Below are 25,196 nucleotides of genomic sequence, written 5' to 3' on the forward strand. Positions count from 1 at the left end.
GACAATGACAATGACAAAATCAATTCCAGACATTGGGATCGACCGCTCGGGGCCGCGTTCATGACCGACCCGTCTCCCGCTTCGCTGCGCAAGGTCTTCTGGGCCTTCACCCGCATCGGCCTGCTCGGCTTCGGTGGTGGGCCGGCCATGATTCCGCTGGTCCGCGAAGAGGTCGTCACCCGTCATCACTGGCTGGATGACGATGCCTTCGCCGACGTGCTCGCGATCGCCAACACCCTTCCCGGCCCCATCGCCACCAAGATGCCGGGCTACATCGGCTATCGCGTCGGCGGTATCGCCGGCTGCATCATCGCGGTTGCTGCCGTCATCGTCCCCATGATGCTTGCCATGATCCTGCTGCTGGGCCTGTTCAGCCGCTATCGCGACGTCACCTGGATCCGCGGGATGGGCTATGCCGTTGTGCCCGTGGTGATGGTCATGATGGGCCAGCTGACGCTGGACTTCTGGAACAAGTCACGCCTCTCCCTGGGCCCCTGGACGAGCCTCGTCATGGGGGCGGTGGCAGGCGTGCTCATCTACCTGCTCGGCCTCCATCCTGGCTGGATCATCGGTGCCCTGCTGATAACGGCGATGGTCGCGCCAGAGCCGCGCCCGAAGGAGGCCCGTGAATGATCCACTGGGAGCTGTTCCTTGCCTTCTTCATCCCCAACATCATCGGGTACGGCGGCGGCCCGGCGATCATTCCGCTGATCGAGGCGGAAGTCGTCGGCCGCTACGGCTGGATGACGGCCCAGGAATTCGCCGAGACCCTGGCCCTGGGCAACGCCGTGCCCAGCCCCATCGCCACCAAGATGGCCGGCCAGATCGGCTTTGACGTTGCCGGTGCGAGTGGCGCTCTGGTGGCGGTGCTGGCCACGGTGGTGCCTTCCCTCCTGTTGATGCTGGGCGCCCTGGGACTTCTCTATCGATACCGTGACTCACCCCGCGTCAAGCGCATGAGCCAGTGGGTCCGCCCGGTCATCGCCATGATGATGGCCTGGCTCACCTGGAGCTTCTTTAGCGAAGGGTTAGCAACGGCAGGACTCGTCCACACCCTGCTGATTGGCTCACTGGCGGCCCTGACGCTGCTGCGGTTTCGAATCCACCCGGCCTTCATCGTGATGGCCGCCCTGGCCTACGGAGGACTCTTTCTCGGTTGAACGCCCCATAACAAGAACCGACACGGAACACGCGCTCACACCTGGTTCGGGATAGCCCGAACCTCACGACAAAAGCCACAACATCCGAGGTGTACCACCATGATGCGCAACAAGCTGACTCCCATCATTGCCACCCTTGGCCTGAGCATTGCCATCGCCGGCAACGCCCAGGCCGAGTATCCCGAGAAGGATATCCGCCTGATCATCCCCTACGGCCCGGGCGGCGCCACCGACATCATCTTCCGGCTTATCTCGAAGGAGGCCGAGGAGCACCTGGGCGAATCGGTGGTGCCGGTGAACATGGCCGGCGCCGGCGCAACGCTCGGTTCACGCAACGTCAAGGATGCCGATCCCGATGGCTACACCCTGCTGGGCAGCCATGACACCATCGCGCTCTCCAAGCTGGCCGGCACCGTGGACTACTCCTACGATGCCTTCGAGCCCATCACCCTGCTGACCCAGACCATCAACCTGCCGGTTGCCCACGCCAACCATCCCGTCAAGAGCGCCGAGGAGATCGCCGACTACGTCAGCGAGAACCCGGGTGAAGTTCGCTTCAGCATGATCCCGAGCTCCACGGACCACTTCTTCTGGGTCCAGTTCTTCGAAGCCGCCGGCATCGACATGGCCGACGTGCGCCTGGTCGGCTATCCCGATACCGGCGAACAGGTCTCCGCCCTGCTCGCCGAAGAGATCGACTTCGCGATGTTCAACCTGCCTTCCGCCGGGGCCTTCTTCGAGGACGGCAGCTTCACCCCGCTGGGCGTGGCGCACCCCGAGCGGCTCGACAGCCTGCCCGATGTCGCGACGCTGCGCGAGCAGGGGATCGAGATGGACCACTCCACCAGCCGTGGCCTGTTCGCCCCCAAGGGCACCCCGCAGGAGATCCTCGACACCCTGGCGGACGCCTACGGCAAGGCACTGGAAGATGACGAGGTACGCGGTCGCATCGAGAACGATTTCGGCTCGGTGGTGCGCTATCTGCCCGGGGAGGAGTACCAGGCCTTCCTGGAGGAGAATGAGGCGGCCCTCACCGCCGCTGCCGAAGACATCGACTTCCAGAACTGAGACGCGGCGAGCCCCCGGAGACCCAGGTCTCCGGGGCAAGCACGGAGAGCAAGACCATGCTGACCTTGACCAAGGACCGCGCCCTGGCACTTGCCATGCTGGCCCTCACCGGCATCCTGCTGGCAGAGACCCGAAACATCGCTCCGCCTACCAGCTGGCAACCCTATGGTTCGGCCCTTTTTCCGCAGATCCTGCTGGGCATCATCGCCGTCCTGTCCCTGCTGCTGTTGCTGCGCACTTTTTTCGTCTCCCCCGCTGATCGCAAGGACGAACCGGACCGGCCACGTCGCTCCCTGGCGGCCTGGATCCGGCATAACGGTACCGTGCTGTCACTGTTCGGCCTGTTCGGACTCTATGCCCTGCTGCTGCCACTGATCGGCTACCTGCCCGCCACGCTGGCGTTCCTGGTGACATCGCTGGCCCTGCTGCTCGGTATCGATACGCGCCGCAAGTGGATCATCAACCTGACGGTCTCGTGCACGCTAGCCCCGCTGGTCTACGTGATCTTTCGTTTCGTCCTCAACGTCTGGCTACCCTGACGATGGAGTGACCCATGGCTGACTTCTTTCTACAAGCGCTTGCTCAGGTCGGCACGCCGTCGGTGCTGCTGCTGATCCTGATAGGCGTGCTGTTCGGCATCATCGGCGGCAGCATACCCGGCTTCACCGTGACCATGGCCATCCTGGTGGTGTTCCCCTTCACCTTTGCCATGGATCCCGTCAGTGGCGTTTCGCTGATGGTCGGTGTGTTTGTCGGAGGGTACTCGGGCGGTATCGTGTCCGGCGTGATGCTGGGAATCCCCGGCACGCCCTCCTCCATCACCACCGTCTATGACGGCTACCCCATGGCCCAGCGCGGGGAACCCGGGCGCGCACTCGGCATCGGCGTCGCCGCCTCGTTCATCGGCACCCTGATCAGCGTGGCCGTGCTGGTCTATTTCGGTCCCCTGCTGGCCAGTTTCAGCATGAACTTCCGGCCCTGGGAGATCACGGCATTGATCATCTTTGCCCTGACGCTGGTCGCCGGGCTCTCGCATGGTGCCCTGCTCAAGGGTCTGCTGGCCGCCGCCCTTGGCCTGCTGATCACCACCGTGGGCTATGACCGCAACAGCAACCTGCGCTTCGACTTCGGTTTCGATGCCCTCGGCGCCGGGTTCGAGATGCTGCCGGTGATGATCGGTATCTTTGCCTTCTCCCAGCTGATGGGGAACCTGGAGAAACTGCGTGATGACCCGCAATCCGCCAAGGGCGCCAATACCAACGTCGCCATACCCTATACCCTGATCCTGCGTGACATGGCCGGCCAGAAGCTCAACACGCTACGTTCGTCGCTGATCGGCAGCCTGATCGGCGCCCTGCCGGGTACCGGCGGCACCGTGGCCAACTTCGTCAGCTACGACCAGGCCAAGAAGTTCTCGCGCCACCCCGAGCGCTTCGGCACGGGCATACCGGACGGCATCGTGGCCTCCGAAGCCTCCAACAGCGCCGTGGCGGGCGGGGCCTTCGTGCCGACCCTGGCGCTGGGCATCCCCGGCGACCTGCCCATGGCCATCATGATGGGCGTGCTCATCCTCCACGGCATCACGCCCGGGCCGCTCATGTTCGAGCAGAACCCGGTGCTGGTGGGGGCCATCTACGCCAGCCTGATGATCGGCGCGGTGGTCATGGTGCTGTGTCAGCTGCTGCTGGTGCGCTGGTTCGCCAAGATCTCGCTGATCCCCCAGCAGGTCCTGGTACCGGTCGTGCTGATGCTGTGCGCCATCGGCTCCTATGCCCTCAACAACAACCTGTTTGACGTCTGGGTACTGTTCGCCTTCGGGATCCTCGGCTACCTGCTCTGGAAGGCCTCGGTGCCCCTGACCCCGCTGATCCTCGGCGTGGTGCTGGGTAACAACCTGGAACGTCAGCTGTTCCGCGCCCTGGAACTCGAGAGCAGCTGGCTGACCTTCCTGACGCGACCGCTCTCGGCCCTCTTCCTGGCCCTGGCCGTCGCTTCCGTGATCTTCTCGCTCTACCAGAACCGCAAGATTCAGCGCCTTCAGGCCGATGGGGCCACGTCCCGCAACGCCTGACATCCACAGAGGAACCCCGTATGCAATTCGATGCGCGTTATTACCCCAGTCCCTCCCGTCGCATGACGACGTTCGGCCGCCGCGGCATGGTCGCCACCTCACAGGCCCTCGGCGCCGAGGCGGGCATGCAGATCCTGCGCCAGGGGGGCAATGCCGTGGATGCAGCCATCGCCACCGCCGCGGCGCTCACCGTGGTGGAGCCAACCTCCAACGGGCTGGGCAGCGACGCCTTTGCCATCGTCTGGATGAATGGTGAGCTGCATGGCCTGAACGCCAGTGGCCCTGCGCCACAGGCTGCCACCATCGAGGCCGTCAAGGCACTGGGTCACGAGGCGGTGCCCGAGCACGGCCTGATTCCCGTGACCGTTCCCGGCGCCCCTGCCGCCTGGGCCACGCTGTCCGAGCGCTTCGGTCGACTGCCCTTCGCCGACCTGCTGGCCCCGGCCATTACCCTGGCAGAGGAAGGCTTCCCGGTCTCGCCGTTGATCAATCAGCTGTGGGAGGAGGCCTTCGATACCTATAGCCGCTACGATGACGAGGCCTTCCAGCCCTGGTTCGGGACCTTCGCGCCAGGAGGCCATGCGCCACGCCCCGGCGAGATGTGGTCCTCCCCGGATCATGCGCACAGCCTGCGCCTGATCGCTGAGACCCGCGCCCGAGCCTTCTATGACGGCGAGCTGGCCGACCGCATCGATGCCTTCTTCCGAGAGCACGGCGGACTGCTGCGCCGCGAGGATCTCGCCGCCTTCACACCGGAGTGGGTGGAACCGATCAGCACCCGCTACCGCGATCACGAGATCTGGGAAATCCCGCCCAACGGCTGTGGCCTGATCGCCCTTCAGGCCCTCGGCATGCTGGAACACCTCGGTGAAGAAGCACGGGATCCGGTCGAGACACTCCATCGACGCATCGAAGCCACCAAACTGGCCTATGTGGACGGGCTGCACCACATCACCGACGGTGATGCCATGCGGCCGAGCGTCGAGCAGATGCTGGCCGACCCGTATCTCAAGGGGCGTGCCGCCATGATCGGCGAGCAGGCGCTGGATCCGGTGCATGGCAACCCCATCACCGGCGGCACCGTCTATCTCGCCACGGCGGACGCGGAGGGCAACATGGTCTCCTTCATCCAGAGCAACTTCAAAGGCTTCGGCTCCGGCATCGTGATCCCCGGCACGGGCATCAGCCTCCAGAACCGCGGCTGGTCGTTCAAGCTAGATGAGAGTCACGCCAACGCCCTGGCCCCCGGCAAGCGCACCTATCACACCATCATTCCCGGCTTCATCACCCGCAACGGCCAGGCCGTCGGTCCGTTCGGCGTCATGGGGGGCTTCATGCAACCCCAGGGCCACGTCCAGGTGATCACCGGCATGCTCGACGACGCCCTTAACCCGCAGGCCGCGCTGGACATGCCACGCTGGAAGTGGACGAAAGGACGCACCGTCGAGGTCGAGCCCCACTTCCCCGACCACCTGGCCCAGGCGCTTGCACGACGCGGTCATCACATCGTCAAGCTGGCGGATTCCGTGAGTTTCGGTCGTGGGCAGATCATTGTGCGCGACGCGGAAACCGGCGTGCTGTGCGGGGGCACCGAGCCCCGCACCGACGCCGCGGTACTGCCCTGGTAACTCCCCGGGCAGGCAGCCGGCTGGAAGGCGCTTCACGGCCGGCCAAGCAATCACGATGGCAAGGAGATGCTCCTCCATCGCCTTCGGTGAGCGCTGCCGGAAGGCCGGTGTTCGGCCCTCGATGGGGTCTGTCGGGGATTGTTACGATGACTCGATGGCCGAGAGCGTCTTTGCCACTCTGGAATGCGAGTTGCTCGACAGGAAACGGTTCGCCACGCCGGCGGAGGCGAAGCGGACGGTCTTCGCGTTCATCGAGGGATGGCACAACCCACATCGCCGACACTCGGCGATTGGCTATGCCAGTCCCTCCGCTTCAAGCGACTACAGGCGGCAGCCTACGTCCGAAACCGCGCAACGTCCGCTGACTCGGGGAACGCCAACGCTCAGTTGGAGGAGTATAACGACATACGGGACTTCCGAAAGCGTCCGGCACCCACCGGCGAGGAGGACAACGTGGGCAGGAAACGCATCTTCGTCATCCACAAGCACGACGCCAGCCAGCTGCACTACGACTTTCGCCTTCGCATCGGCGATGTCCTGGCCTCCTGGGCCGTGCCGAAGGGGCTCTCCACCGAAGCCAATGACAAGCGACTGGCGATCCGGGTGGAGGACCACCCGCTCGACTACGCCGACTTCGAGGGCGTGATTCCCGAGGGCGAATACGGGGCCGGCACGGTCATGGTCTGGGATCAGGGAACCTACGCGCCGATCCTCGACGAAGACGAGAAGAGCATGGAAGACGCGCGCGAGGGCGGTTCGCTCAAGTTCGAGCTCCACGGCAAGAAACTCAAGGGCGGCTTCGCCATGGCGCGCACAGGAAAGCGCGATGGAAAGGAGCAGTGGGTGATCTTCAAACTGGACGACGAGCACGCCGACGCACGCCGAAAGCCGACGAGCACCGAGCCGAACTCGGTCAAGACGGGCCGCTCCCTGGAGGAAATCGAAGCGGAGGAGGGTAAGGATGCATGATGCCCTGGCAGCCCTTCCGGCGGAAGCGCGCTCGAAGCTGAAGAGGGCACCGCAGCCCGGCTTCGTCGAGCCGATGAAGGCGACGCTGGTGCACGAGCCTTTTTCCGACCCCGACTGGATCTACGAGCGCAAGCTCGACGGCGAGCGCTGCCTACTGCACAAGAAGGGGCGCACAGTGACGCTCTACTCCCGGAACGAGAAGAAGAAAAACAGTACTTACCCCGAGATCGCGGAAGCGGTGGGCAGCCTCGACGGGAGTTGCATCCTCGATTCGGAAATCGTGACCTTCGACGGGAAGGTGACCAGTTTCAAGCGACTGCAGAAGCGCATCCACAGAAAGGCGCCCGGTGACGACATCCTCAGGGAATGCCCGGTCTACGCCTACGCCTTCGATATCCTCTACCTAGACGGCTACGACCTGACCGACCTCCCCCTGCGGGAACGCAAGAAGGTCCTGCGAAGGGCGTTCGAGTGGGCGTCGCCCCTGCGCGTTCTGCCGTACCGTAACGCGGAGGGAGAGGCCTATCTCAAGGAGGCATCGAAGAAGGGCTGGGAAGGCCTGATCGCGAAGGATGCCCGGTCCTCCTACGTGCACAGGCGCTCCAGGCAGTGGTTGAAGTTCAAGTGCGGCCACCGCCAGGAAATGGTGATCGCCGGCTACACGGAGCCGAAAGGCGAGCGGGTCGGCTTCGGCGCGCTGCTGCTCGGTTACTACGAGGATGGCGAGCTTCGCTACGCGGGCCGCGTGGGCACCGGCTTCGACGATGCGTTTCTGACATCCTTTCACAAGACGATGCAGCGCGAGGAGCGCGATACGTCGCCCTATGCCGATGACATGGAGGAGGACGCTGACATCCACTGGATCGAGCCAAGGTTCGTCGGCGAGGTGGGCTTCACGGAATGGACGCAGGATGGCTGTCTCCGGCATCCGCGCTTCCTCGGCCTGCGCGACGACAAGGATCCCCAGGAGGTCAGGAGGGAGAGCGCCCAATGAAACCCAACGAGATCGAGATATCACATCACGACAAGGTGCTGTTCCCCGACACGGGCATCACCAAGCGTGAGCTCGCCGATTATTACGCGCGAATCGCGCAGCGGTTGTTGCTTTATGCAAAGGGACGCCCGCTGACGCTGCGTGCGTTTCCGGAAGGCATCGGCGAGGAGGGATTCTTCAATAAGCATGCGCCCGACCATTTTCCGGACTTCATCAGGCGTATCGAGGTGCCCACCCGCGACGCCGGTAGAGAGGCCGCGCTCATGTCCAGTGCCGACGAGGCGGCGGACCTGGTGTACTTCGCCGGGCAAAACGTGATCGAGATCCACGCGGCACTCTCGACGGAGGCGGACCTCGAGAAGCCTGACCAGCTCATTGTCGACTTCGATCCGTCCGACGACGATTTCGACAAGGTGCGGAGGGTGGCCCTGGGATTCTGCGAGTTGCTTGATTCCTTGGCGCTTAACGCCTTCTGGAAGACGACGGGCTCGAGGGGGTTTCACGCCCATATTCCGATTCGCCCCGAACGGGACTTCAGCACGGTCAAGGGTTGGGCCAAGGCCCTCGCCCGCAAGCTGCACGACGAGATGCCCGCGGAAACCACGCTGGAACAGCGTAAGGACAAGCGGGGCGACAGGGTCTTCATCGACGTGCTGCGCAACGACTACGGGCAGACGGCGGTCCTGCCCTATTCGGTGCGCGCCAGGGAAGGCGCCCCGGTCGCGATGCCGATCCGCGCAGACGAGCTGGAAGACGGCGATCTCCTGCCGGACCGCTATACCCTGAAGAACGTCTTCCAGCGCCTCGGCCAGATCGAGGATCCCTGGCGACACTTCAAGCGCCGACGCATCGGGGCGAAGCGGTTGGCGGAGGCTGTCAGCTGAGGAGAAGCGGGGTGGGTGGCCGGCCTCAGGCTTCCCAGCCCTCGCGCACATGGAATAGTGAGAGCTGGCCGCGCGTCTCCCAATGGTGGGCCCAGCGCAGGTCGCCCGAAAGCTCCAGACCTATAGAGGGTGACGTCGACATTGCGGTAGACACTGACGCCATCCAACACTCGCGAAAGACATAGTCGTCGACGCACAGTCGGCGACGGCCGCTACCTCGAGGCTACCACTGGCCAGACGCCGCTCCAGCCTCAGGTCCAGCTAATGGTGCACCTCGGGGTTGAGACCAGGATTGCCCACCGTCACCCGGTCGAAGCAGTGCAGCGGCACATAGGCGGTGGGTGGGTCCATACGGTTGGGACAGCCGCCGAAGACATACCCCCCATCCACCAGGATATTCAGCGCATTGCCCTGCTGGCCGCGAATCACCGGATCGAGGCCGTGACCGCCCATGCGTAACGCCTCGATGCCGTTGATCCGGCGCAGCCAGTCGCCGGCAGGCGACGAAGGATCGGTGTGGTCATGGTCCCGTGCTTTTTCGAATCAGTTTATAAGGTAAGGGAATATTAAGCCGGGGTGAAATGACCAGGAATAGGTCAGGATACGGCATGGGGAGCATCGCCGACATGGCGAGCCACCTTGTCTCAGTAGCCATGCCTGGTAACCAACGCGCGGAGGCGGGCTCCCTCGCTCAGCGGCGGGTCTCGCCCTGCTCGGCCAGGGCTTCCAGGGCCGGCAGGTCCAGCAGCGTCACCTCGCGCCCCCTGACCGCGAGCAGGCCATGCCGCTGGAAGCGGCTCATCAGCCGGCTGACGGTCTCCAGCGCCAGCCCCAGGAAGCTGCCGATGTCGGCCCGCGACATGGCCAGCTGGAAGCCATAGGGGGAGTAGCCCCGCGCGGCATGGCGCTCTGACATGCCGAGCAGGAAGCTCGCCATGCGCCGCTCCGCGGTGGCGAAAGAGAGCAGGCAGTGCAGGCGCTGGTCACGATGGAGTTCCTGGCTCATGCAGCGGTAGAGCGCCCCGCGCAGGGCCGGCAGCCGGTCACTCAGCGCCTCAAGCGAGGCGAACGGCAGTTCGCAGACGAAGCTGCTCTCCAGCGCCACCACGCTGGTCGGGTGGAGCGCCTCTCCGACCGCGTCCAGCCCTGCCACCTCGCTGGGCAGCAGGAAATGGGTCACGTTCTCGCGATACCCCGTGTCCGCCACCACCTGCTTGAAGCTGCCCGAGCGCACCACGTAGAGGCTGGTGAAGGGGTCCCCCTCGCGCACCAGCAGCGCCCCCCGCTTTAGCGGCCGGGGGCGGCGGATGATGGCGTCAAACTGCTCCAGATCGTCAGGAGCGAGTCCCAGCGGCAGGCAGTGCGCGCAGAGGCTGCAGCCCTGACAGCGCGACACCTGGCCTGACGGCGTTGCCGCATGGCCAGGGGTATGGTGGGTCATGGTGAACTCCCTGTTCCTTGACGTTCGAGTCGTTCAAGGCTCGGGCCCCCTCCGCGGCACCGAAGTTGCCTTGGTATCGGTCAAGCGTAGTTCAGGAAGCTGTGATGCAAAATGCCGGCTTACCGATCCTGCGCCAACCGCCATGGCGCAAAGACACATGGGTCCCAACCAGGCTGCCAGGGAGAATGATGCCTACGAACCTTACAGAAAGATTCCTCATCCTTTTGTCGTAAGTCTGGCTTAGTCGATTGTCAGCCCCGGACGCGGCCGTTATGTTGAGCCCTGGCGCCGAACGTATCTTCGCCATGCGTACAAGTTACGTTGACGTCAAGGTCACTACAATAAACGATCTGCCCTTCTGCAGGGGGCAGTCACGCATCGAAAGGAACCGCAAGTGACAATTCAAAACCGCTTCAAGCAAACCGCCATCTTCTCCGCCAGCGCCTTGGCCCTCGCCGTTGCCAGCGCTTCCCATGCCGTCGATTTCGAGGTGGGCGACACCACCGCCAGCGTCTATGGCTACGCCAAGCTGGACATGATCTACGATGTGGATGCCGAACTGGGTAATTCCCTTGTGCATGAGAACATCCGTCTGGATGATGCCGATGGCTCCGATGGCCATACCACGCTGCATGCCTACCAGAGCCGTATCGGTTTCAAGACCAGCACTCCGGTCGCCGGCAGCGACCTGGTGACCCAGATCGAGGGTGACTTCTACGGCAGCGGCGGCGGCGAGCTGCGCCTGCGCCATGCCTTTGGCTCCTGGAACGGCATCCTGGCCGGCCAGACCTGGACCAACCTCTATGGCTTCGTCGCCGGCACCCCGACCATCGATTTCACCGGCACCCACGGCACCGGCAACCAGGCCCGCCAGGCCCAGCTGCGCTATACCACCGGCAACTTTGCCGTCTCCCTCGAGGAACCGGATGCACTGGGTGGTGTCGTTGATGCCGACTACAACTTCGTACGCGACGTAGAGTTTAATGACACTGTAATCGCCGAGGAAGTAGCTGGCGGTGATGCGGCGAAGAGCAAATTGCCCGACCTGATCGCCCGCTATACCGATACCTCTGGCCCCTTCAAGTACTCCGCCTCCGGCGTGCTGCGCCAGCTCGAGTACGATGCAGACGGTCAGGCCAATGCACCGGCCAATTGGAGCGACGACACCGCTACCGGCTGGGGGATCACCCTTGAAGCCGCCATGGACGTGACCGAGGCGCTGACCTTGCGCGGCGGTGTGATCCACGGTGAGGGCCTGGGCGATTACCAGAACGTCAGCCCGATGCCTTCTCCCGCCTACGTCAACAGTGACGGCGAGCTCGAGGCCATCGAGGCCACCGGCGGCACCTTCGGCGCCAGCCTCAAGGCCGGCCCAGGTGCCATCAACGCTGCCTACAGCATCTCTACTGTCGACCTGGACGATGAAGAGATCGATGGCAACGATACTTTCGAAACCGTGCACCTGAACTATATCTGGTCACCGGCAGAGCGTATCAGCTACGGCATCGAGACCAGCTGGGTCGGCCGCGAGACCAGTGGTGGTGACGAGGGTGACGCCATGCGCATCCAGGGCATGGCGATGTACAGCTTCTAAGCCGAACCGATGGCGGGGCAGGCCCCGCCATCATTGCGATAGTTCTTTAGAGTACAAGCAACTGCATATTCGATCCTTGCGCCCCGGCCATTCGGCCGGGGCTTTTTCGTTCGGGCGACAATGCCGTCGACTTCCTCGTGGCAACAGTGCACGGAAAAATGCACAGCACCATGGTCGCCCTGTAAGCCTGGCCAGATCAGTGACACCAAGCAGCAGGACCTGACGGCAGGTCCCTCCCACCCACACAACACAATGAGGTACACCATGAAGATGAAGCTGCTCATTGCCGGCCTGCTTACCAGCCTGATGATGGCCGGCTCTGCCCTGGCCATGGATTCCGAAGCCATCGAGAAGCATATGGCCAAGATCAACGACAACTACGTCAAGGCCGTCGAGGATGAAGGCAAGGTCAAGGCACTCGAGGAGAAGGTCGAGGAACTCGAGGAAATGATCCAGATGATCATCGACGAGCAGGATTCCTGACGGCCCTCATGCAACTGAGGCCTGACGACGAGAGGCCCCGGTGCATTCGCACCGGGGCCTCGCCGTATCGCGGCACTGGAAAGGTTACCGACGATCCAGCTGCCGCACCTTGAGTTCGTAGTTATTGACCCCGGAGCCCGAACCCGCGAACTTCTGGCCCTGCACTCGGACGCGATAGCGGCCGGGCTCCAGTTCGGTGCGCAGGTCCACATCGCCGTCGAACCCCTCACCCGCATCCTGGGCGACCACGCGGCCCTGCTCGTCCAGTACCTCGGCCTCGATGCGGTAGGTGCCCTCGTTGCCGGGGAAGGTCGCCGTGGTGATGGCCACGGTGCCTGCCTCCAGCACCTCGAAGGTCAGCACCTCACCACGGGCGCGGATCTTCACGTCGGTGACGATCTCCTCGAAGCCCTTGGATGGCTCGGCATCGGCGGCGGCAGGCTCGCGCCGGGCAACGCTACCTTCGCTCTCCGCCACTGTCGCGGTAGTGGTTTCGCTGGTTGATGCGACGGGCTGGCTGCGCTCTGCCTGGCCGGTCGCGGCAGAAGGCGCAGCCACCGCGGCCACGGCATCGGAGCGGCGCACGAAGGCGGTACGCCCCCCCTCGCGGCGGTTACCGATGAAGGCGATACCGTCGCCGGATGACACGTCGTCCTCCACGTCCAGGCCAGTCACGGTGATATAGAAGCTGTTGCCGTCGCGGCGCACGCTGCCGAACTTGTTGCCCTGCACCTGGAGCACATAGTCGCCTGGCTCCAGGCGCTGGCGCAGCGCCAGGCCGCCGCTCTCGCCCAGCCCCTCGCCGCGGGCCACCACCCTGCCCTCGCCGTCGAGCAGCACCGCCTCGACCCGGTAGCTGTCGGACTCGCCCCCCGGCACGCTGCTCTCGAAGCGGTAGGTGCCGGCCTCCTTCACGGTGAAGTCGTGCTCGTGCACGCTCCCATAGAGAAAGCTGCGGCTACGGGCGTCATTATCGGACTTCAGGAAGCGAGTCAGGTCGAGCTGTTTACCCTCCTCCCGGAAGCGCTGCTCCATGGCACTATCGGCCCATAGCGGCGCCGAGGAGAACGCCATGCAAAGTGCCAGCAGGCCGGTGGTCATCTTCTGCTGTTTCATGAAATCTCACCTGGATGCGTTTACGCCCAATGAAAAAAGCCGACCCCGGAGGATCGGCTTTCGGTCTCGAAACCCGTCGGGGCAGGGTCAGACCCTGCGACCAAGGAGTTTAGAACAGGTAGACCGCACCAACGGCGACGCCGTCGTTCTCGTCGTTCTCGCGATCGTACCAGGCACCCTCGATGAAGGTGTACATGGCATCGGAGATGTTGTAGTTGGCACCCAGGACGACCTCGTTGTAGCTCTCGTCCTCGCGCTCGTTCGGCCAGTCACCGCTGGTGAAGGCATCGTCGGCGGTATCGAGGAAATTGCCACCACCCACGTCGACATACTGGTAAGCCGCGTAGATGTCGCCCATGCCGTAGCCGTAGCGGGCACCCAGGCCATAGTAGTTGGTGTCGGCCAGCAGGTCGCTGTCGGACTCGAAGCGCTCCAGCTTCAGGGCGACACGCAGGGTGTCCATGGTGTACTGGCCAGTGATGCCGTACTGGTCGCCTGCGTCGAAATCGCCGCCAATGGCGTTGCCATCGCCGTCTGTGCCGCTGAATTCACCATCGTTGTTGCCCAAGTCGTCGTAGACGGCCGCGATGGAGAAGGCGCCGGCGGTATACTTCACGCCAGCGAAGAAGGAAGCGTCGCTGCTCTCGGCGTCGAAGACATCGACGTTGCCGCCGTCTGCAGTGGTAGCGTTGACGGAGCCGGTTTCGAACTCGGCGTCGCCCTCGTACTGGGTCCCCACGCCGAACTGGAAGCCGCTGAGCGACGGGGAGAGGTACTGCAGCTTGTCGCCTTCACGGCTCTCGATGCCCACGATGCGGCTGCTGGAATCGGTAACGTCGAAGAACTCGTTGTTGGTGATCGGATCCTGGATCCAGTCATCAATCAGCGGATCCCAGGAACCCAGGCGAACGTCACCGAAGTTGCCCTTCAGGCCCAGGTAAGCCTGGTCACCGGTATCCAGGCCGCCGGCGGTCTTGGCCTCGTCGGCGTCATGCTCGAGCTCGGCCTTGAAGTAGCCGGCCAGGCCCTGGCTGATCACGTGCTCGCCGGAGAAGCCGATGGTGGAACCGTTGTCGGCCACGGCGTCCTGGGACTCACCCTCGGCATTGTTGGTGTTGTAGTAGGCAATCTGGATGTTGCCGTAGAGGTCCAGCTTGGTGCCGTCCTCGTTGTAGACGGTGGCGGCCTGGGCGCCGGAAGCGGCCAGGGCACCGGCGATAGCAGTCGCTAACAGTGTCTTTTTCATTGCGATAGTTCCTTATTGACTAGCTTGCTGTTTCGATCGTGGCTGCCCGTTCTTGGTGAGCGGGTCAGCGGGCTTGGCCGGTCTTGGTGCCGGTTCTCGTGCCTGCGGGCTCCCTCCCGGGAGGTGGCAGGTCGCGAGCCAGACCTCGGCAAAGCCTTGTTATAGTCCAATGCTCGCAAGAGGAACTCTATACCGGGATATACGGGAACGCAACAAGAAAAAAACACTGTTTTCCTTCGCTGCGCCCTACCCTGTCCCGGCGCGTCCCCCTGCCCTTGCGATTCGGGCGCCATCCCGGCGAGCCCGGTACCCGTTCCACCAGCCACGGCGATCCGGCATGCGAATCAGGTACCTGGCGCGATGAGCGGGTTCATCATGCCCTGCGAATATGACGAGAGCAAGTCAGCGGATCAACGCTGGTTGTGCTTGGCGAGCAGGGCGGAGAGCTTCTCTTCCAGGGTGGCGGGCTCCTTGCCCGGGGCGGCGCCATGCCCGGCACCTTCGGCCGCGGCGGGCGCCCGGTTCGAGGAGGGGGCGGCCGCCTCGGCCGCGTCATGGCGGGTCGCATCGGCGGAGGGCTTGCCGCCCTTGGCGGCATCCCCCTTCTTCCCCCGCTGCCTGGCCGGGCGGCCCTTGTGCCGGCGGTCGGCCTGCAGCCGCTCGAGCTTCTTGTGGGCATGCTCGGCGGCCGCGGCATCCACCCGCCCGGCGGGCTCCCCGGCCAGGTCGAGCCGCTCGGCGCCCTCGCGCACCGACTTGAGGTAGCGCGGCAGGTTGACGTAGCAGGCCAGCGCCCGGCGCACCAGCTTCTCGGGCCAGGGCTCGCGCGCGGTCAGCTCCTCGTGGATGCCGACCTTGAGTGGCCGGGTGTGGCCCTTGAAGAAGGTCGAGGAGTAGCGCTGGTACCACTGGTCGAGCAGCGCCTGGGGGGATGGTGCCTCCTCGGGGGGCGTCTCGGCCGGGGCCTTGGAATCAGCGGCGGGCTCGGCGGGGGCAGGTACCGGTGCCGGCGCCGACGGGGTGGCCACCTCCGGGGTGGGGGGGGGCTCGCCAGCGGCCTCGCCGGCGTCAGGCTGCCGGGGGCGATGACCGATCAGCGCGGAGAGCCCCTGGGCGCGGCGCGCCTGGCGGTGGAAGAGCGATGCCGGAGCCTCGGCGGGTTCGCGCTCCAGCAGGCGACGGTTGTGCGCCTCGAGTTCGCGGTTCTGCTCGTCGAGCTCGCGGTTCTCCTCGGCGAGCTCCAGGCGGGTCGCCTCCAGCTCGGCGAGACGCGCCTCCAACTCGCCGCAGCGATGCACCAGGGCCTCCCGGCCGGCCTGCTCCTCGCGGGCCTCGGCGGCCAGCTCGGCATTGCTCGCCTCCAGTTCGACGCGACGGCGTTCCAGCTCGGCCAGCCGGGTGTGCAGGGCATCCTGCTGGACGCGGGATTCCCGCAATACGCCCAGCAGTGCCGCGGCGCGTCGCTCCAGCTGTTCCAGCAGGCGGGTTGAGCGTTCCTCGATCACATCCAGGCCCTCCAATGCGCCTTCCCGGTGACTCCTCGGGCCGCGGCCGACTGTGTCCGGCCACGGCACCTGCTGCTCAGTCTGTGCCAGGCGTGGCGTGGTGACAAATGTCGCCGGCCGGCGACGGCATCAACGTCGCTGCCCTTAACATCGACGGTACTGCACGAAATGGTAGGCCGGCTGGCCCTCGGCGGGCTCACCGGGCACGCGCTGCACCTCCTCCCACTCGGCCATGTCCAGTTCGGGGAAGCGGGCCTCGCCCTCCACCTCGATATCGACCTCGGTGAGATAGAGCCGGCTGGCGAAGGGCAGCGCCTGGGCGTAGATCTGCGCGCCACCCATCACCATGATCTCCTCGACGCCGTCGATGGTGGCCTGCTGGTCGGCGAGCCGCAACGCGGAGGCGAGGTCATGGCAGACCCGCACGCCCTCGGCATGGAAGTCGGGGTCGCGGGTCACCACGATATTGAGCCGTCCGGGCAGCGGTCGGCCGATGGACTGATACGTCTTGCGCCCCATCACCAGCGGCTTGGCCTGGGTCATGCGCTTGAAGAATTTCAGGTCCTCCGGCAGGTACCAGGGCAGCTGGTTGTCCACGCCGATCACCCGGTTGTGAGCCAGGGCGGCGATCATGGCCACGGGGACGAGGGTCTCGTCTGTCATGCCAGGAGTCTCGTTCATACGGCCACCTCGGCCTTGATATGGGGATGCGGGTCGTAGCCCTCGATGGCGATATGCTCATAGCGGAAGGCGAAGAGGTCGGTGACGCTCGGGTCGAGCACCAGGTGCGGTGCCGCGCGTGGCGTGCGCGAGAGCTGCTCCTCGGCCTGCTCGAGGTGGTTCAGGTAGAGGTGGGCATCGCCCAGGGTGTGCACGAAGTCACCGGGTTCGAGCCCCGAGACCCGGGCGATCATCTGCGTCAGCAGCGCGTAGCTGGCGATATTGAAGGGCACGCCCAGGAAGATGTCGGCGCTGCGCTGGTAGAGCTGGCAGGAGAGCCGCCCCTCGGCCACGTAGAACTGGAACAGGCAGTGGCACGGCGGCAGGGCCATCTCGTCCACCAGTGCCGGGTTCCAGGCCGAGACGATCAGCCGCCGCGAGCGCGGGTTCTCGCGGATCTGCTCGAGGAGTTTCGCGATCTGGTCGACGTGGCCGCCGCGAGGATCGGGCCAGCTGCGCCACTGGTAGCCGTAGACCGGGCCGAGGTCGCCGTTGTCGTCGGCCCACTCGTCCCAGATGCGCACCCCGTTCGCCTTGAGGTAGGCGATGTTGGTGTCGCCGGCCAGGAACCACAGCAGCTCGTGGATGATCGAGCGCAGGTGCAGCTTCTTGGTGGTGACCAGCGGAAAGCCGCGGGAGAGATCGAAGCGCATCTGGTGACCGAACAGCGAGCGGGTGCCGACGCCGGTGCGGTCGTCGCGCTCCACGCCGCGGTCGAGCACCTGGCGCATCAGGTCGAGGTAGGGCTGTTCGAGAGCGGGAAGCGAGTTGTCGTTCACGGCGGCATCATGGCTGGTAAATGGGCGGATCATTCTACATGTCGATGCCACGCGCTACACCCTGACATCCACCGCCTGGCGACGCGACCAGGCGATCAGGGCGAGTCCGACGGCGATCATCGGCAGGGTCAGCAGCATGCCCATGGTCACCCAGCCGAAGGCCAGGTAGCCGATATGGGCATCCGGCAGGCGCACGAATTCCACCAGGAAGCGGAAGGCGCCGTAGAGCACGAGGAACAGCCCCGAGACCAGGCCGCGACGCTGCGGGCGTGCCGAGACCCACCAGAGCACCACGAAGAGCACCACCCCCTCCAGCAGCGCCTCGTAGAGGGACGAGGGATGGCGCGGCTCGGGGCCCATGCCGGGAAAGGGCATGCCCCAGGGCAGCCCGGTGACGCGGCCGGGCAGCTCGTGGTTGATGAAGTTGCCGATGCGCCCCGCCCCCAGGCCGATGGGCACCAGGGGCGCGACGAAGTCGGTCAGGCTGATGAAGGCGAGCCCCTTCTTCCTGGCGAACCACAGGGCCGCGAGCAGGACGCCGACCAGGCCGCCGTGGAAGCTCATGCCGCCGTCCCAGACGCGGAAGATCCAGAGCGGGTCGGCGAACCACTGGGGCAGACCATAGAAGAGCGCATAGCCGAGCCGGCCACCGACCACCACGCCGATGGCGGCATAGAACAGCAGGTCGCCCACGTCGTCCCGGGTCAGGCCGATGCGCTGGGCCCGCTGGCGCCCCAGCCACCAGGCGGCGACGAAGCCGACGACGTACATCAGGCCATACCAGTGGACCTGGAAGGGACCGAGGGAGATGGCCACGGGGTCGATGTCGGGATAGCTCAGCATGGAAGGCCTTTGAGTGACTGGAGGATCAGAGAAGGAACTTGAGCCCCACTGCCGTCAGCAGGGCGGCGAAGGAGAGGCGCAGCGTCCGGGCCGAGAGGCGATGGGCCAGCAGGACGCCGAGACGCGCGAAGGGCACGCTGGCCAGCACGATACCGAAGAACGCGGGCAGCATCACGAAACCGATGGCCCCGGCGGGCAGCAGCGTGTTGCCCCACCCCACTACCACGAAGGTGGCCGCGCCGAACAGTGCGATGGGCAGCCCGCAGGCCGAGGAGGTGCCCACGGCCTGGGTCATGGTGGCCCCGCAGCGCGACAGCCAGGGCACGCTGAGGGTGCCGCCGCCGATGCCGAAGAGCGCCGAGACGCCGCCGATCACCGCGCCCGCCAGGCCCATCACGGCACGCTCGGGCGCCACGCTGCCGGGTCGGGGGCCACGCCCCAGCGCCATCTTCAGGGCCACCAGGATCACGAAGAGGCCGAACAGGGTCCCCAGGTGCCCACCGGAGAGGCTGCCGGCGACGAAGACCCCGGCGACCGCGCCGAGCATCAGGCCCGGCAGCAGGGCCAGGAACCAGTCGCGGCGGATGCTGCCGCGACGGTAGTGTCCCCAGGCCGAGGAGGCCCCGGTGACCACGATGGTGGCCAGCGACGTGCCCACCGCCAGGTGCATGATCACCTCCGGCGCCACGTCCTGCAGCCCGAAGGCCAGCGTCAGGGCCGGCACGATGATCAGGCCGCCGCCCACGCCATACAGGCCTGCCATGGTGCCGGCCAGCATGCCCAGGACCAGGTAGCCCGCCAGGCTTGCCAGCAGGCTCATGCCGAGCCGAGCGCCGGGGAGGCGGGCAGCCAGCGCCGCACCAGGTCGACCAGCGCCTGGGGACGATAGGGCTTGGCCAGGTAGTCGTCCATGCCAGCCTGGCGAAAGCGGCGGCGATCCTCGTCGCTGGCGTTGGCGGTCAGCGCCACCAGGATGCTGCGCTGGCGGGCTGGCCCGTCGGCCTCCCGGTCCCGCCAGTGTCGGCTGGTCTCCACGCCGTCCATGCCGGGCATGAAGATGTCCATCAGCACCAGGTCGAAGGGGACACCCTCCAGCCGGGACAGGGCCTCCTCGCCGCTGGTGGCCGTCTCGACATCGAGCCCCTGGCGCTCCAGCACCTGGCGTGCCAGGGTCAGGTTCACCGGGCCATCATCGACGATCAGCACCCGCCCCTTCCCGGAGGAGAGCGGCTGGGGAGGCGCCGCGGACGTGCCGGTGGACTCGCCGAGGTTCTCCAGCAGCACCACCGCGTCGGCCAGGCGCTCGCGCAGCGCCAGCAGCGCCGCATGGTCACGGTCGCTGCCGCACTGGCGAAGGGCATCGCTCTCGAGCACCTCGGAGAGCGAGCTCATCAGCGGGGCCAGCGACTGCTGCAGGTGGGCGAGATAGCCGGACTTGAGGCGCGACTCCTCGCGGGCCCGCACCCGTCCGGCCTCCAACCGCTCGATCTGGCCGCGGCGGGCCTGGAGGTCGCCGGCCAGGCGACGCTCGGCGGCTCGGCTCTCCTCGAGGTCGCACTGCCAGCCCGCGAGCAGCGCCTCGCAGGTTTCGGAAATGATCGCCAGGCGCCTGGGGAGCGGCTGCTTGTCGCCGGGCTGGGGACGATGATGGCGGGCCAGCCAGGCCTCGATGCCGGCAAGGGCGTCGTTGACCTCGCGCTGGATGCCGCGCAGGCGCTGTCGCAGCAGCGTCAGGAAGACCGCCACGTTCAGGCTGCTGCCCAGCAGCAGCGCCAGCAGCAACCAGAAGGTGGCGCCCCAGGAGGCGTGGGAGGGCATCATCGACCACAGCATGACCCCGACCACCAGGCAGAGCACCACCAGAGTGGCCTGAGCGAGCAGCACCGGCCAGAGGATCGGCCAGACCAGGCGCGACCAGATGCGGTCCAGGCGAATGTCGTCCTGCATTGTCATCCCTGTGCAAGCACGATGGTGAACAGAGTGTACGCGGCCAGGCCGGGACTGTCATGACGGCGCCTTCCCCCCGGCCGGCCGGCCGGCTAAGCTGGCCCCATGTGCCTGATCGCCTTCGACCATCGCCCCGGCAGTGCCTGCCCGCTGCGCCTGGTGGCCAACCGTGACGAATTCCATGCCCGTCCTGCCGCCCCGCTGGACGCCTGGGACGATGCCCCCGAGATCCTCGGCGGCCGCGACCTGGAGGCCGGCGGCACCTGGCTGGCGGTGCACCGCTGCGGCCGCTTCGCCGCCGTCACCAATGTGCGCGACCCGCGCCTCAAGGTGCCGCCGGGGGCCCCCAGCCGCGGCGCGCTGGTGCGCGAGGCGCTGGAGCGCGACGACCTGCCGGCCTGGCTGGACCGACTGTCGGGCGGGGCCGCTCGCCACTACGCGGGCTTCAACCTGCTGGTCGGTGACGGGGAGAGGCTCTGGCACCTCCACCGGGGGCTCGACGGCATTTGGCTGAGGCGGGTCCCGCCGGGCCTGCACGGCCTTTCCAACGCCAGCCTGGACACTCCCTGGCCCAAGCTGATCGCCGCCCGCCAGGGGCTTGCCGCCAGCCTGCGCCATGGCCGCTGGCCCGAGGATGCCCTGGCCGTGCTCGGCGACCCCCACCCCGCCGAAGACGACCAGTTGCCGGAAACCGGCGTGGGACTCGAGATGGAGCGCCGGCTCTCGTCCCCCTTCATCGTCGGACGGGACTACGGCACCCGCGCCTCCACCTGGCTGGCCTGGCACGGTGACGGACGGGTCGAGATCGGCGAGCGACGCTTCGGGCCGGAAGGGGTCAGGCTGGGGGAGAGCGTGGTGCAACTGTCACTGAACCAACCGTAGAAGCCCTACCCCATCGCGCTGCAAGCAGCGCTCCTACAAGGTGTTGAGCCACCGGGCAGGTTGTCGTGGGAGATTCTATGTTGCCTTCCTGACACCCTCTTCGCGCTGCAAGCAGCGCTCCTGCAGGGCGTTCCCAGGCAAGGGGCACTCAATCGCGGGGCGGCAGCAGGTGGGCAAGGTCCCAGCCGCCGAGGCGTTCAGCGAGATGGCGGCGCACCTCACCGGGTGAGTCGAGCCTGAGCGTCTCCGCGACCAGCTCGCGGGCGCTGTCGAGGGGCACCCGGCGGATCGCCGCCCTCACCCGCGGCAGGCTGGGGGCGTTCATCGACAGGGCATCGAAGCCCATGCCCATCAGCAGCAGCGCCCCGGCGGGGTCGCCGGCCATCTCACCGCATACCGAGGTGGGCATATCCAGACGCCGGGCATCCTCGGCGAGCCGGGCCATGGCCGAGAGGACGGCGGGATGGCAGGCATCGTAGAGTTCGGCGACGCGCGGATTGTTGCGATCCACCGCCAGCAGGTACTGGGTCAGGTCGTTGCTGCCCACCGAAAAGAAGTCGACCCGCCTGGCCAGGGCATCGAGCTGGTAGAGGGTCGCCGGCACTTCCAGCATCACCCCCACCGGAGGCCGATTCACCGGCACTCCCTCTTCGCCGAGCTCGAGGATGGCGCGGTCGAGCAGGCGCAGCGCATCGTCGACCTCCTCGACGTTGGTGACCATCGGCAACAGCACCTGCAGGTTGTCCAGCCCCTGGGAGGCGCGCAGCATGGCACGCAGCTGCACCATCAGCACCTCGGGATGGTCGAGGGTGACCCGGATGCCGCGCCAGCCCAGGAAGGGGTTGGCCTCCTCGATGGGAAAGTAGGGCAGGTCCTTGTCGCCGCCGATGTCCAGGGTGCGCATCACCACCGGCAAGGGGGCGAAGCTCTCGAGCTGGTCACGATAGAGTCGGGTCTGCTCCTGCTCGCCGGGGAAGCGCTCGGTGATCATGAAGGGCACTTCGGTGCGGTAGAGCCCCACCCCGCCGATCCGCGACTTGAGCGAGGCCACGGCGTCCACCGCCAGGCCGGTGTTGACCATGAGCGGCATGTCATGGCCATCCGGAGTGCGGCTGGGCAGATCCTGCTCGTGCTCCAGCACTTCCATCAGCGCCCGCTCCTCGTCGATCAGGCTCTGGTAGTGGCTCTCGAGCTCCGGCGTGGGTCGCACGAAGAGGCGCCCGCGGTGACCATCCAGCACCACCCGGTTGCCGCCGAGACGCGGCAGCGGCAGGTCGACCATCCCCGAGACCGTGGGGATTCCCATGGCCCGGGCGACGATGGCCACGTGGGACGTGCTGGAACCGCGCACCGAGACCAGCCCGGCCAGCTTTTCGCGGGGCACCTCGCCGAGCATCGCCACACTGATCTCGTCGCCCACCAGGATGGTGCTGTCGGGATATACCGCCGGGGTCTGGGGGGTCTCCTCCTGAAGGTGGGCCAGCACCCGCCGCCCCAGGTCACGGACGTCGGCGGCACGCTCGCGGAGGTAGTTGTCGTCGACCCGTTCCAGGTACTGGACATGACGACGCACCACGTCGGCCAGGGCGCCAGGCGCCCACTGGCCTTCGCGGATGCGCTTCTCGACCTCCTGGGAGAGTGCCGCCTCGCCGAGCATCTGCTGGTAGACGTCGAACAGCGCCAGCTCCTGGGCAGAGATGCGGCTGGCCAGGCGCTCACCGGCGGCGCGGATCTCGTCGCGCACCCGGCCGATGGCCTCCTTGAGCCGGGCGATCTCGTACTCAACGTCGGTGGGAATCAGGTCCGGCACGCTGTTGAGGTCCGCCGGGGCAGCGATCACCACCGCCTCGCCGATGGCCATGCCGGGCGAGGCCGCCACGCCGGTAAAGCGCGCCTGCCCCCCCGGCATGCTCGGCCGGTTGAGCCCGCCCGTTGCCAGGGCGTGAGCCAGCACGCCCGCCAGCTGGGCGGCCATGGTGACCAGGAAGGCCTCGTCCTCCTCGTCGAAGCGGCGCTTCTCGGACTGCTGCACCACCAGCACCCCCAGCATGCGGCGCTGGTGGATGATCGGCACGCCGAGGAAACTCGAGTAGCGCTCCTCGCCGGTGGCCTCGAAGTAGAGGAACTGGGGATGGGCCTGGGCATCTTCCAGGTTCAGTGGCTCCTCGCGCTTGGCCACCAGGCCCACCAGGCCCTCGCCCACCTCCAGGCTGACCCGGCCCACCGCCTGGGCGCGAAGGCCGATGGTCTCCATCAGCACCAGCCGGTCGATCGTCCCGTCGAACAGGTAGAAGGAGCACACGTCGGTGCGCATCGCCTTGCGGATGCGTCGCACCATGGTGGCCAGGGCCGCTTCCAGGTTGCGGGCTCCGTTGACCTCCTGAATGATGCGTCGCAACACCTCGAGCATCGGCGTCTTCTTTTCCATCGTGGTTGTCTCTCGCCTCGCTGAGGAATGGCGCGGCCATCAGGCCCTCGGATCATCCGTGGCGCTCATCCCTGCGCTTATCCATGCCCGAGGGCCAGCCGCTGTGCCCGAGGGGACAGCTCGCGCAGGGCACGGCGGTAGACCTCACGCTTGAATGGCACGACCTGCCCCAGAGGGTACCAGTAACTGACCCATCGCCAGCCGTCGAATTCCGGCTTGCCGGACATGTCCATGCAGATCCGGCTCTCCTGGCAGCAAATCCTCAGCAGAAACCACTTCTGCTTCTGGCCGATGCATACCGGCCTCGAGTGGGTACGAACCATGCGTCGCGGCAGGCGGTAGCGCAGCCAGCCCCGGGTGCAGGCAAGGATCTCGACGTCGTCGGCGGTAAGGCCGATCTCCTCGTGCAGCTCACGAAAAAGTGCCTGTTGCGGAGTCTCGCTAGCCTTGATGCCTCCCTGGGGAAACTGCCACGCATTCTGTCCTACCCGACGCGCCCAAAGCAGCTGCCCCTGCTCGTTGGCGATGATGATGCCAACATTGGGGCGAAAGCCGTCAGCGTCGATCACGGACTTCACCTTATGAATCCAGTATTGCTGCCATTCTTCCACAAGGCCGCAAAGGGCATCAATACAACCATGCCGTAAGCCGTGAATGCGTCGTCATCGGCGCCGTCCCAGCGCTCGAAGCCCGACGGCGCTTCTGCCATAATCGCCGACCTTGTCACGACCCTGAAACGCTCTTGACCATCAACACCAGAGGGGAATGCAGTGAGCCTGGCCATCTTCGACCTGGACAACACCCTGCTGTCGACCGACAGCGACCATGCCTGGGGCGAGTTCCTGCTGGAGCAGGGCGCCGTGGACCCGGTGGCCTATCGCGAGGCCAACGACCGCTTCCTGGCCGACTACGAGGCCGGCACCCTGGACATCCACGCCTTCCTGGAGGTGGCGCTGCGCCCGCTCGCCGAGCACAGCCCCGAGCAGCTCACCGCCTGGCACCAGCAGTTCATGGCCAGCAAGATCGAGCCGCACATCCTGCCCAGGGGCGAGGAGCTGGTGGCCCGCCACCGCACCCGCGGCGACACCCTGCTGATCGTCACCGCCACCAACCGCTTCATCACCGGCCCCATCGCCGAGCGCCTGGGCATCGACGAGCTGATCGCCGTGGAGCCCGAGGTGGTCGACGGTCGCTACACCGGACGCGCCACCGGCATCCCCAGCTATCGCGAGGGCAAGGTCAAGCGCCTGGAGGCATGGCTCGCCGACCGCGACCTGACCCTGGACGACAGCTGGTTCTACAGCGACTCCCACAACGACCTGGTGCTGCTGGAGCAGGTCGACCATCCGGTGGCGGTGGACCCCGACCCCAGCCTGCGCGAGGTCGCCGAGGCCCGCGGCTGGAAGATCATCAGCCTGAGGGACTGATCCGGCCTTCG

The 25,196-nt window shown here is 66.2% G+C and carries 24 protein-coding genes and 2 pseudogenes; 14 read left to right on the forward strand and 12 right to left on the reverse strand.

Annotated features, from left to right (window positions below; genetic code table 11):
• Nucleotides 1-60: 60 nt before the first annotated feature.
• The 10 genes and pseudogenes from QLQ83_RS07075 (at nucleotide 61) to ligD (QLQ83_RS07120) (ending at nucleotide 8,774) form a co-directional block, all read left to right on the forward strand.
• Nucleotides 61-633, forward strand: coding sequence for a chromate transporter (locus tag QLQ83_RS07075; RefSeq protein WP_282734813.1), 573 nt, complete (start codon nucleotides 61-63; stop codon nucleotides 631-633).
• Nucleotides 630-1,160, forward strand: a complete 531-nt coding sequence (locus QLQ83_RS07080) for a chromate transporter (protein ID WP_282734814.1) — start codon at nucleotides 630-632, stop codon at nucleotides 1,158-1,160. Before QLQ83_RS07075 ends, QLQ83_RS07080 begins: the two co-directional genes overlap by 4 nt.
• Nucleotides 1,161-1,259: 99 nt before the next feature.
• Nucleotides 1,260-2,228, forward strand: coding sequence for a Bug family tripartite tricarboxylate transporter substrate binding protein (locus tag QLQ83_RS07085; RefSeq protein WP_282734815.1), 969 nt, complete (start codon nucleotides 1,260-1,262; stop codon nucleotides 2,226-2,228).
• A gap of 56 nt (nucleotides 2,229-2,284) precedes the next feature.
• Nucleotides 2,285-2,767, forward strand: a complete 483-nt coding sequence (locus QLQ83_RS07090) for a tripartite tricarboxylate transporter TctB family protein (protein WP_282734816.1) — start codon at nucleotides 2,285-2,287, stop codon at nucleotides 2,765-2,767.
• A 14-nt stretch (nucleotides 2,768-2,781) separates the two neighbouring features.
• Nucleotides 2,782-4,299 (forward strand): tripartite tricarboxylate transporter permease, encoded by a 1,518-nt coding sequence (locus tag QLQ83_RS07095; RefSeq protein ID WP_282734817.1) that lies wholly within the window; start codon nucleotides 2,782-2,784, stop codon nucleotides 4,297-4,299.
• A 20-nt stretch (nucleotides 4,300-4,319) separates the two neighbouring features.
• Nucleotides 4,320-5,927 (forward strand): gamma-glutamyltransferase family protein, encoded by a 1,608-nt coding sequence (locus tag QLQ83_RS07100; RefSeq protein WP_282734818.1) that lies wholly within the window; start codon nucleotides 4,320-4,322, stop codon nucleotides 5,925-5,927.
• Between the two features lie 70 nt (nucleotides 5,928-5,997).
• Nucleotides 5,998-6,237, forward strand: a pseudogene (locus tag QLQ83_RS07105) (integrase core domain-containing protein); the annotation flags it as partial.
• Between the two features lie 77 nt (nucleotides 6,238-6,314).
• Nucleotides 6,315-6,896, forward strand: a complete 582-nt coding sequence (locus QLQ83_RS07110) for a DNA polymerase ligase N-terminal domain-containing protein (protein WP_411971119.1) — start codon at nucleotides 6,315-6,317, stop codon at nucleotides 6,894-6,896.
• Complete coding sequence (gene ligD, locus QLQ83_RS07115; RefSeq protein ID WP_282734820.1) at nucleotides 6,889-7,890, forward strand: non-homologous end-joining DNA ligase; 1,002 nt, start codon at nucleotides 6,889-6,891, stop codon at nucleotides 7,888-7,890. The genes QLQ83_RS07110 and ligD (QLQ83_RS07115) overlap by 8 nt, the downstream gene beginning before the upstream one ends.
• Nucleotides 7,887-8,774, forward strand: a complete 888-nt coding sequence (gene ligD, locus QLQ83_RS07120; RefSeq protein ID WP_282734821.1) for a non-homologous end-joining DNA ligase — start codon at nucleotides 7,887-7,889, stop codon at nucleotides 8,772-8,774. The genes ligD (QLQ83_RS07115) and ligD (QLQ83_RS07120) overlap by 4 nt, the downstream gene beginning before the upstream one ends.
• Nucleotides 8,775-9,035: 261 nt before the next feature.
• Here ligD (QLQ83_RS07120) and QLQ83_RS07125 read toward each other — a convergent pair.
• A pseudogene (locus tag QLQ83_RS07125) lies at nucleotides 9,036-9,272 on the reverse strand (TonB-dependent receptor plug domain-containing protein); the annotation flags it as partial.
• A 193-nt stretch (nucleotides 9,273-9,465) separates the two neighbouring features.
• On the reverse strand, nucleotides 9,466-10,215 hold the full coding sequence (fnr, locus tag QLQ83_RS07130; protein WP_282734823.1) for a fumarate/nitrate reduction transcriptional regulator Fnr: 750 nt from the start codon (nucleotides 10,213-10,215) through the stop codon (nucleotides 9,466-9,468).
• Nucleotides 10,216-10,609: 394 nt separating this feature from the next.
• Here fnr and QLQ83_RS07135 point away from each other — a divergent pair, with 394 nt between their 5' ends.
• Together QLQ83_RS07135 and QLQ83_RS07140 are read left to right on the forward strand one after the other, a co-directional pair.
• The gene (locus tag QLQ83_RS07135; RefSeq protein WP_282734824.1) at nucleotides 10,610-11,809 is read left to right on the forward strand and encodes a DcaP family trimeric outer membrane transporter; all 1,200 of its coding nucleotides are present in this window, start codon (nucleotides 10,610-10,612) and stop codon (nucleotides 11,807-11,809) included.
• A gap of 264 nt (nucleotides 11,810-12,073) precedes the next feature.
• Nucleotides 12,074-12,292: a hypothetical protein gene (locus QLQ83_RS07140; RefSeq protein ID WP_282734825.1), complete on the forward strand. Its 219-nt coding sequence runs from the start codon at nucleotides 12,074-12,076 to the stop codon at nucleotides 12,290-12,292.
• Nucleotides 12,293-12,376: 84 nt separating this feature from the next.
• Here the strand turns inward: QLQ83_RS07140 and QLQ83_RS07145 are convergent, their stop codons facing one another.
• From QLQ83_RS07145 to QLQ83_RS07180, 8 genes are all read right to left on the reverse strand, one after another.
• Nucleotides 12,377-13,408, reverse strand: coding sequence for a hypothetical protein (locus QLQ83_RS07145; RefSeq protein WP_282734826.1), 1,032 nt, complete (start codon nucleotides 13,406-13,408; stop codon nucleotides 12,377-12,379).
• 109 nt (nucleotides 13,409-13,517) lie between these two features.
• Complete coding sequence (locus QLQ83_RS07150; protein ID WP_282734827.1) at nucleotides 13,518-14,654, reverse strand: porin; 1,137 nt, start codon at nucleotides 14,652-14,654, stop codon at nucleotides 13,518-13,520.
• Nucleotides 14,655-15,064: 410 nt separating this feature from the next.
• On the reverse strand, nucleotides 15,065-16,159 hold the full coding sequence (locus QLQ83_RS07155) for a ProQ/FINO family protein (RefSeq protein WP_282734828.1): 1,095 nt from the start codon (nucleotides 16,157-16,159) through the stop codon (nucleotides 15,065-15,067).
• A 144-nt stretch (nucleotides 16,160-16,303) separates the two neighbouring features.
• Nucleotides 16,304-16,822, reverse strand: a complete 519-nt coding sequence (locus QLQ83_RS07160) for a dihydrofolate reductase (RefSeq protein WP_282734829.1) — start codon at nucleotides 16,820-16,822, stop codon at nucleotides 16,304-16,306.
• Nucleotides 16,823-16,836: 14 nt separating this feature from the next.
• Nucleotides 16,837-17,691: a thymidylate synthase gene (locus QLQ83_RS07165; protein WP_411971117.1), complete on the reverse strand. Its 855-nt coding sequence runs from the start codon at nucleotides 17,689-17,691 to the stop codon at nucleotides 16,837-16,839.
• A 21-nt stretch (nucleotides 17,692-17,712) separates the two neighbouring features.
• A complete protein-coding gene (lgt, locus tag QLQ83_RS07170; protein WP_282734830.1) occupies nucleotides 17,713-18,501 on the reverse strand; it encodes a prolipoprotein diacylglyceryl transferase in 789 nt (262 codons plus the stop codon).
• 25 nt (nucleotides 18,502-18,526) lie between these two features.
• Complete coding sequence (locus QLQ83_RS07175; protein ID WP_282734831.1) at nucleotides 18,527-19,321, reverse strand: sulfite exporter TauE/SafE family protein; 795 nt, start codon at nucleotides 19,319-19,321, stop codon at nucleotides 18,527-18,529.
• Complete coding sequence (locus tag QLQ83_RS07180) at nucleotides 19,318-20,448, reverse strand: response regulator (protein ID WP_282734832.1); 1,131 nt, start codon at nucleotides 20,446-20,448, stop codon at nucleotides 19,318-19,320. The genes QLQ83_RS07175 and QLQ83_RS07180 overlap by 4 nt, the downstream gene beginning before the upstream one ends.
• Nucleotides 20,449-20,553: 105 nt before the next feature.
• Between QLQ83_RS07180 and QLQ83_RS07185 the strand changes: the two genes are divergently transcribed.
• Nucleotides 20,554-21,330 (forward strand): NRDE family protein, encoded by a 777-nt coding sequence (locus tag QLQ83_RS07185; protein ID WP_282734833.1) that lies wholly within the window; start codon nucleotides 20,554-20,556, stop codon nucleotides 21,328-21,330.
• 148 nt (nucleotides 21,331-21,478) lie between these two features.
• On the opposite strand, the gene ptsP is transcribed toward QLQ83_RS07185, so the two are convergent.
• Nucleotides 21,479-23,740: a phosphoenolpyruvate--protein phosphotransferase gene (ptsP, locus tag QLQ83_RS07190; protein ID WP_282734968.1), complete on the reverse strand. Its 2,262-nt coding sequence runs from the start codon at nucleotides 23,738-23,740 to the stop codon at nucleotides 21,479-21,481.
• A gap of 95 nt (nucleotides 23,741-23,835) precedes the next feature.
• Nucleotides 23,836-24,327: an RNA pyrophosphohydrolase gene (locus QLQ83_RS07195; protein ID WP_250060191.1), complete on the reverse strand. Its 492-nt coding sequence runs from the start codon at nucleotides 24,325-24,327 to the stop codon at nucleotides 23,836-23,838.
• Nucleotides 24,328-24,528: 201 nt separating this feature from the next.
• Between QLQ83_RS07195 and QLQ83_RS07200 the strand changes: the two genes are divergently transcribed.
• Entirely contained in the window at nucleotides 24,529-25,185 is a 657-nt protein-coding gene (locus tag QLQ83_RS07200; protein ID WP_282734834.1) for a histidinol-phosphatase, read from the forward strand.
• Nucleotides 25,186-25,196: the final 11 nt, after the last annotated feature.

The organism is Halomonas rhizosphaerae, from assembly GCF_030010555.1.
Taxonomy (GTDB): domain Bacteria; phylum Pseudomonadota; class Gammaproteobacteria; order Pseudomonadales; family Halomonadaceae; genus Halomonas; species Halomonas rhizosphaerae.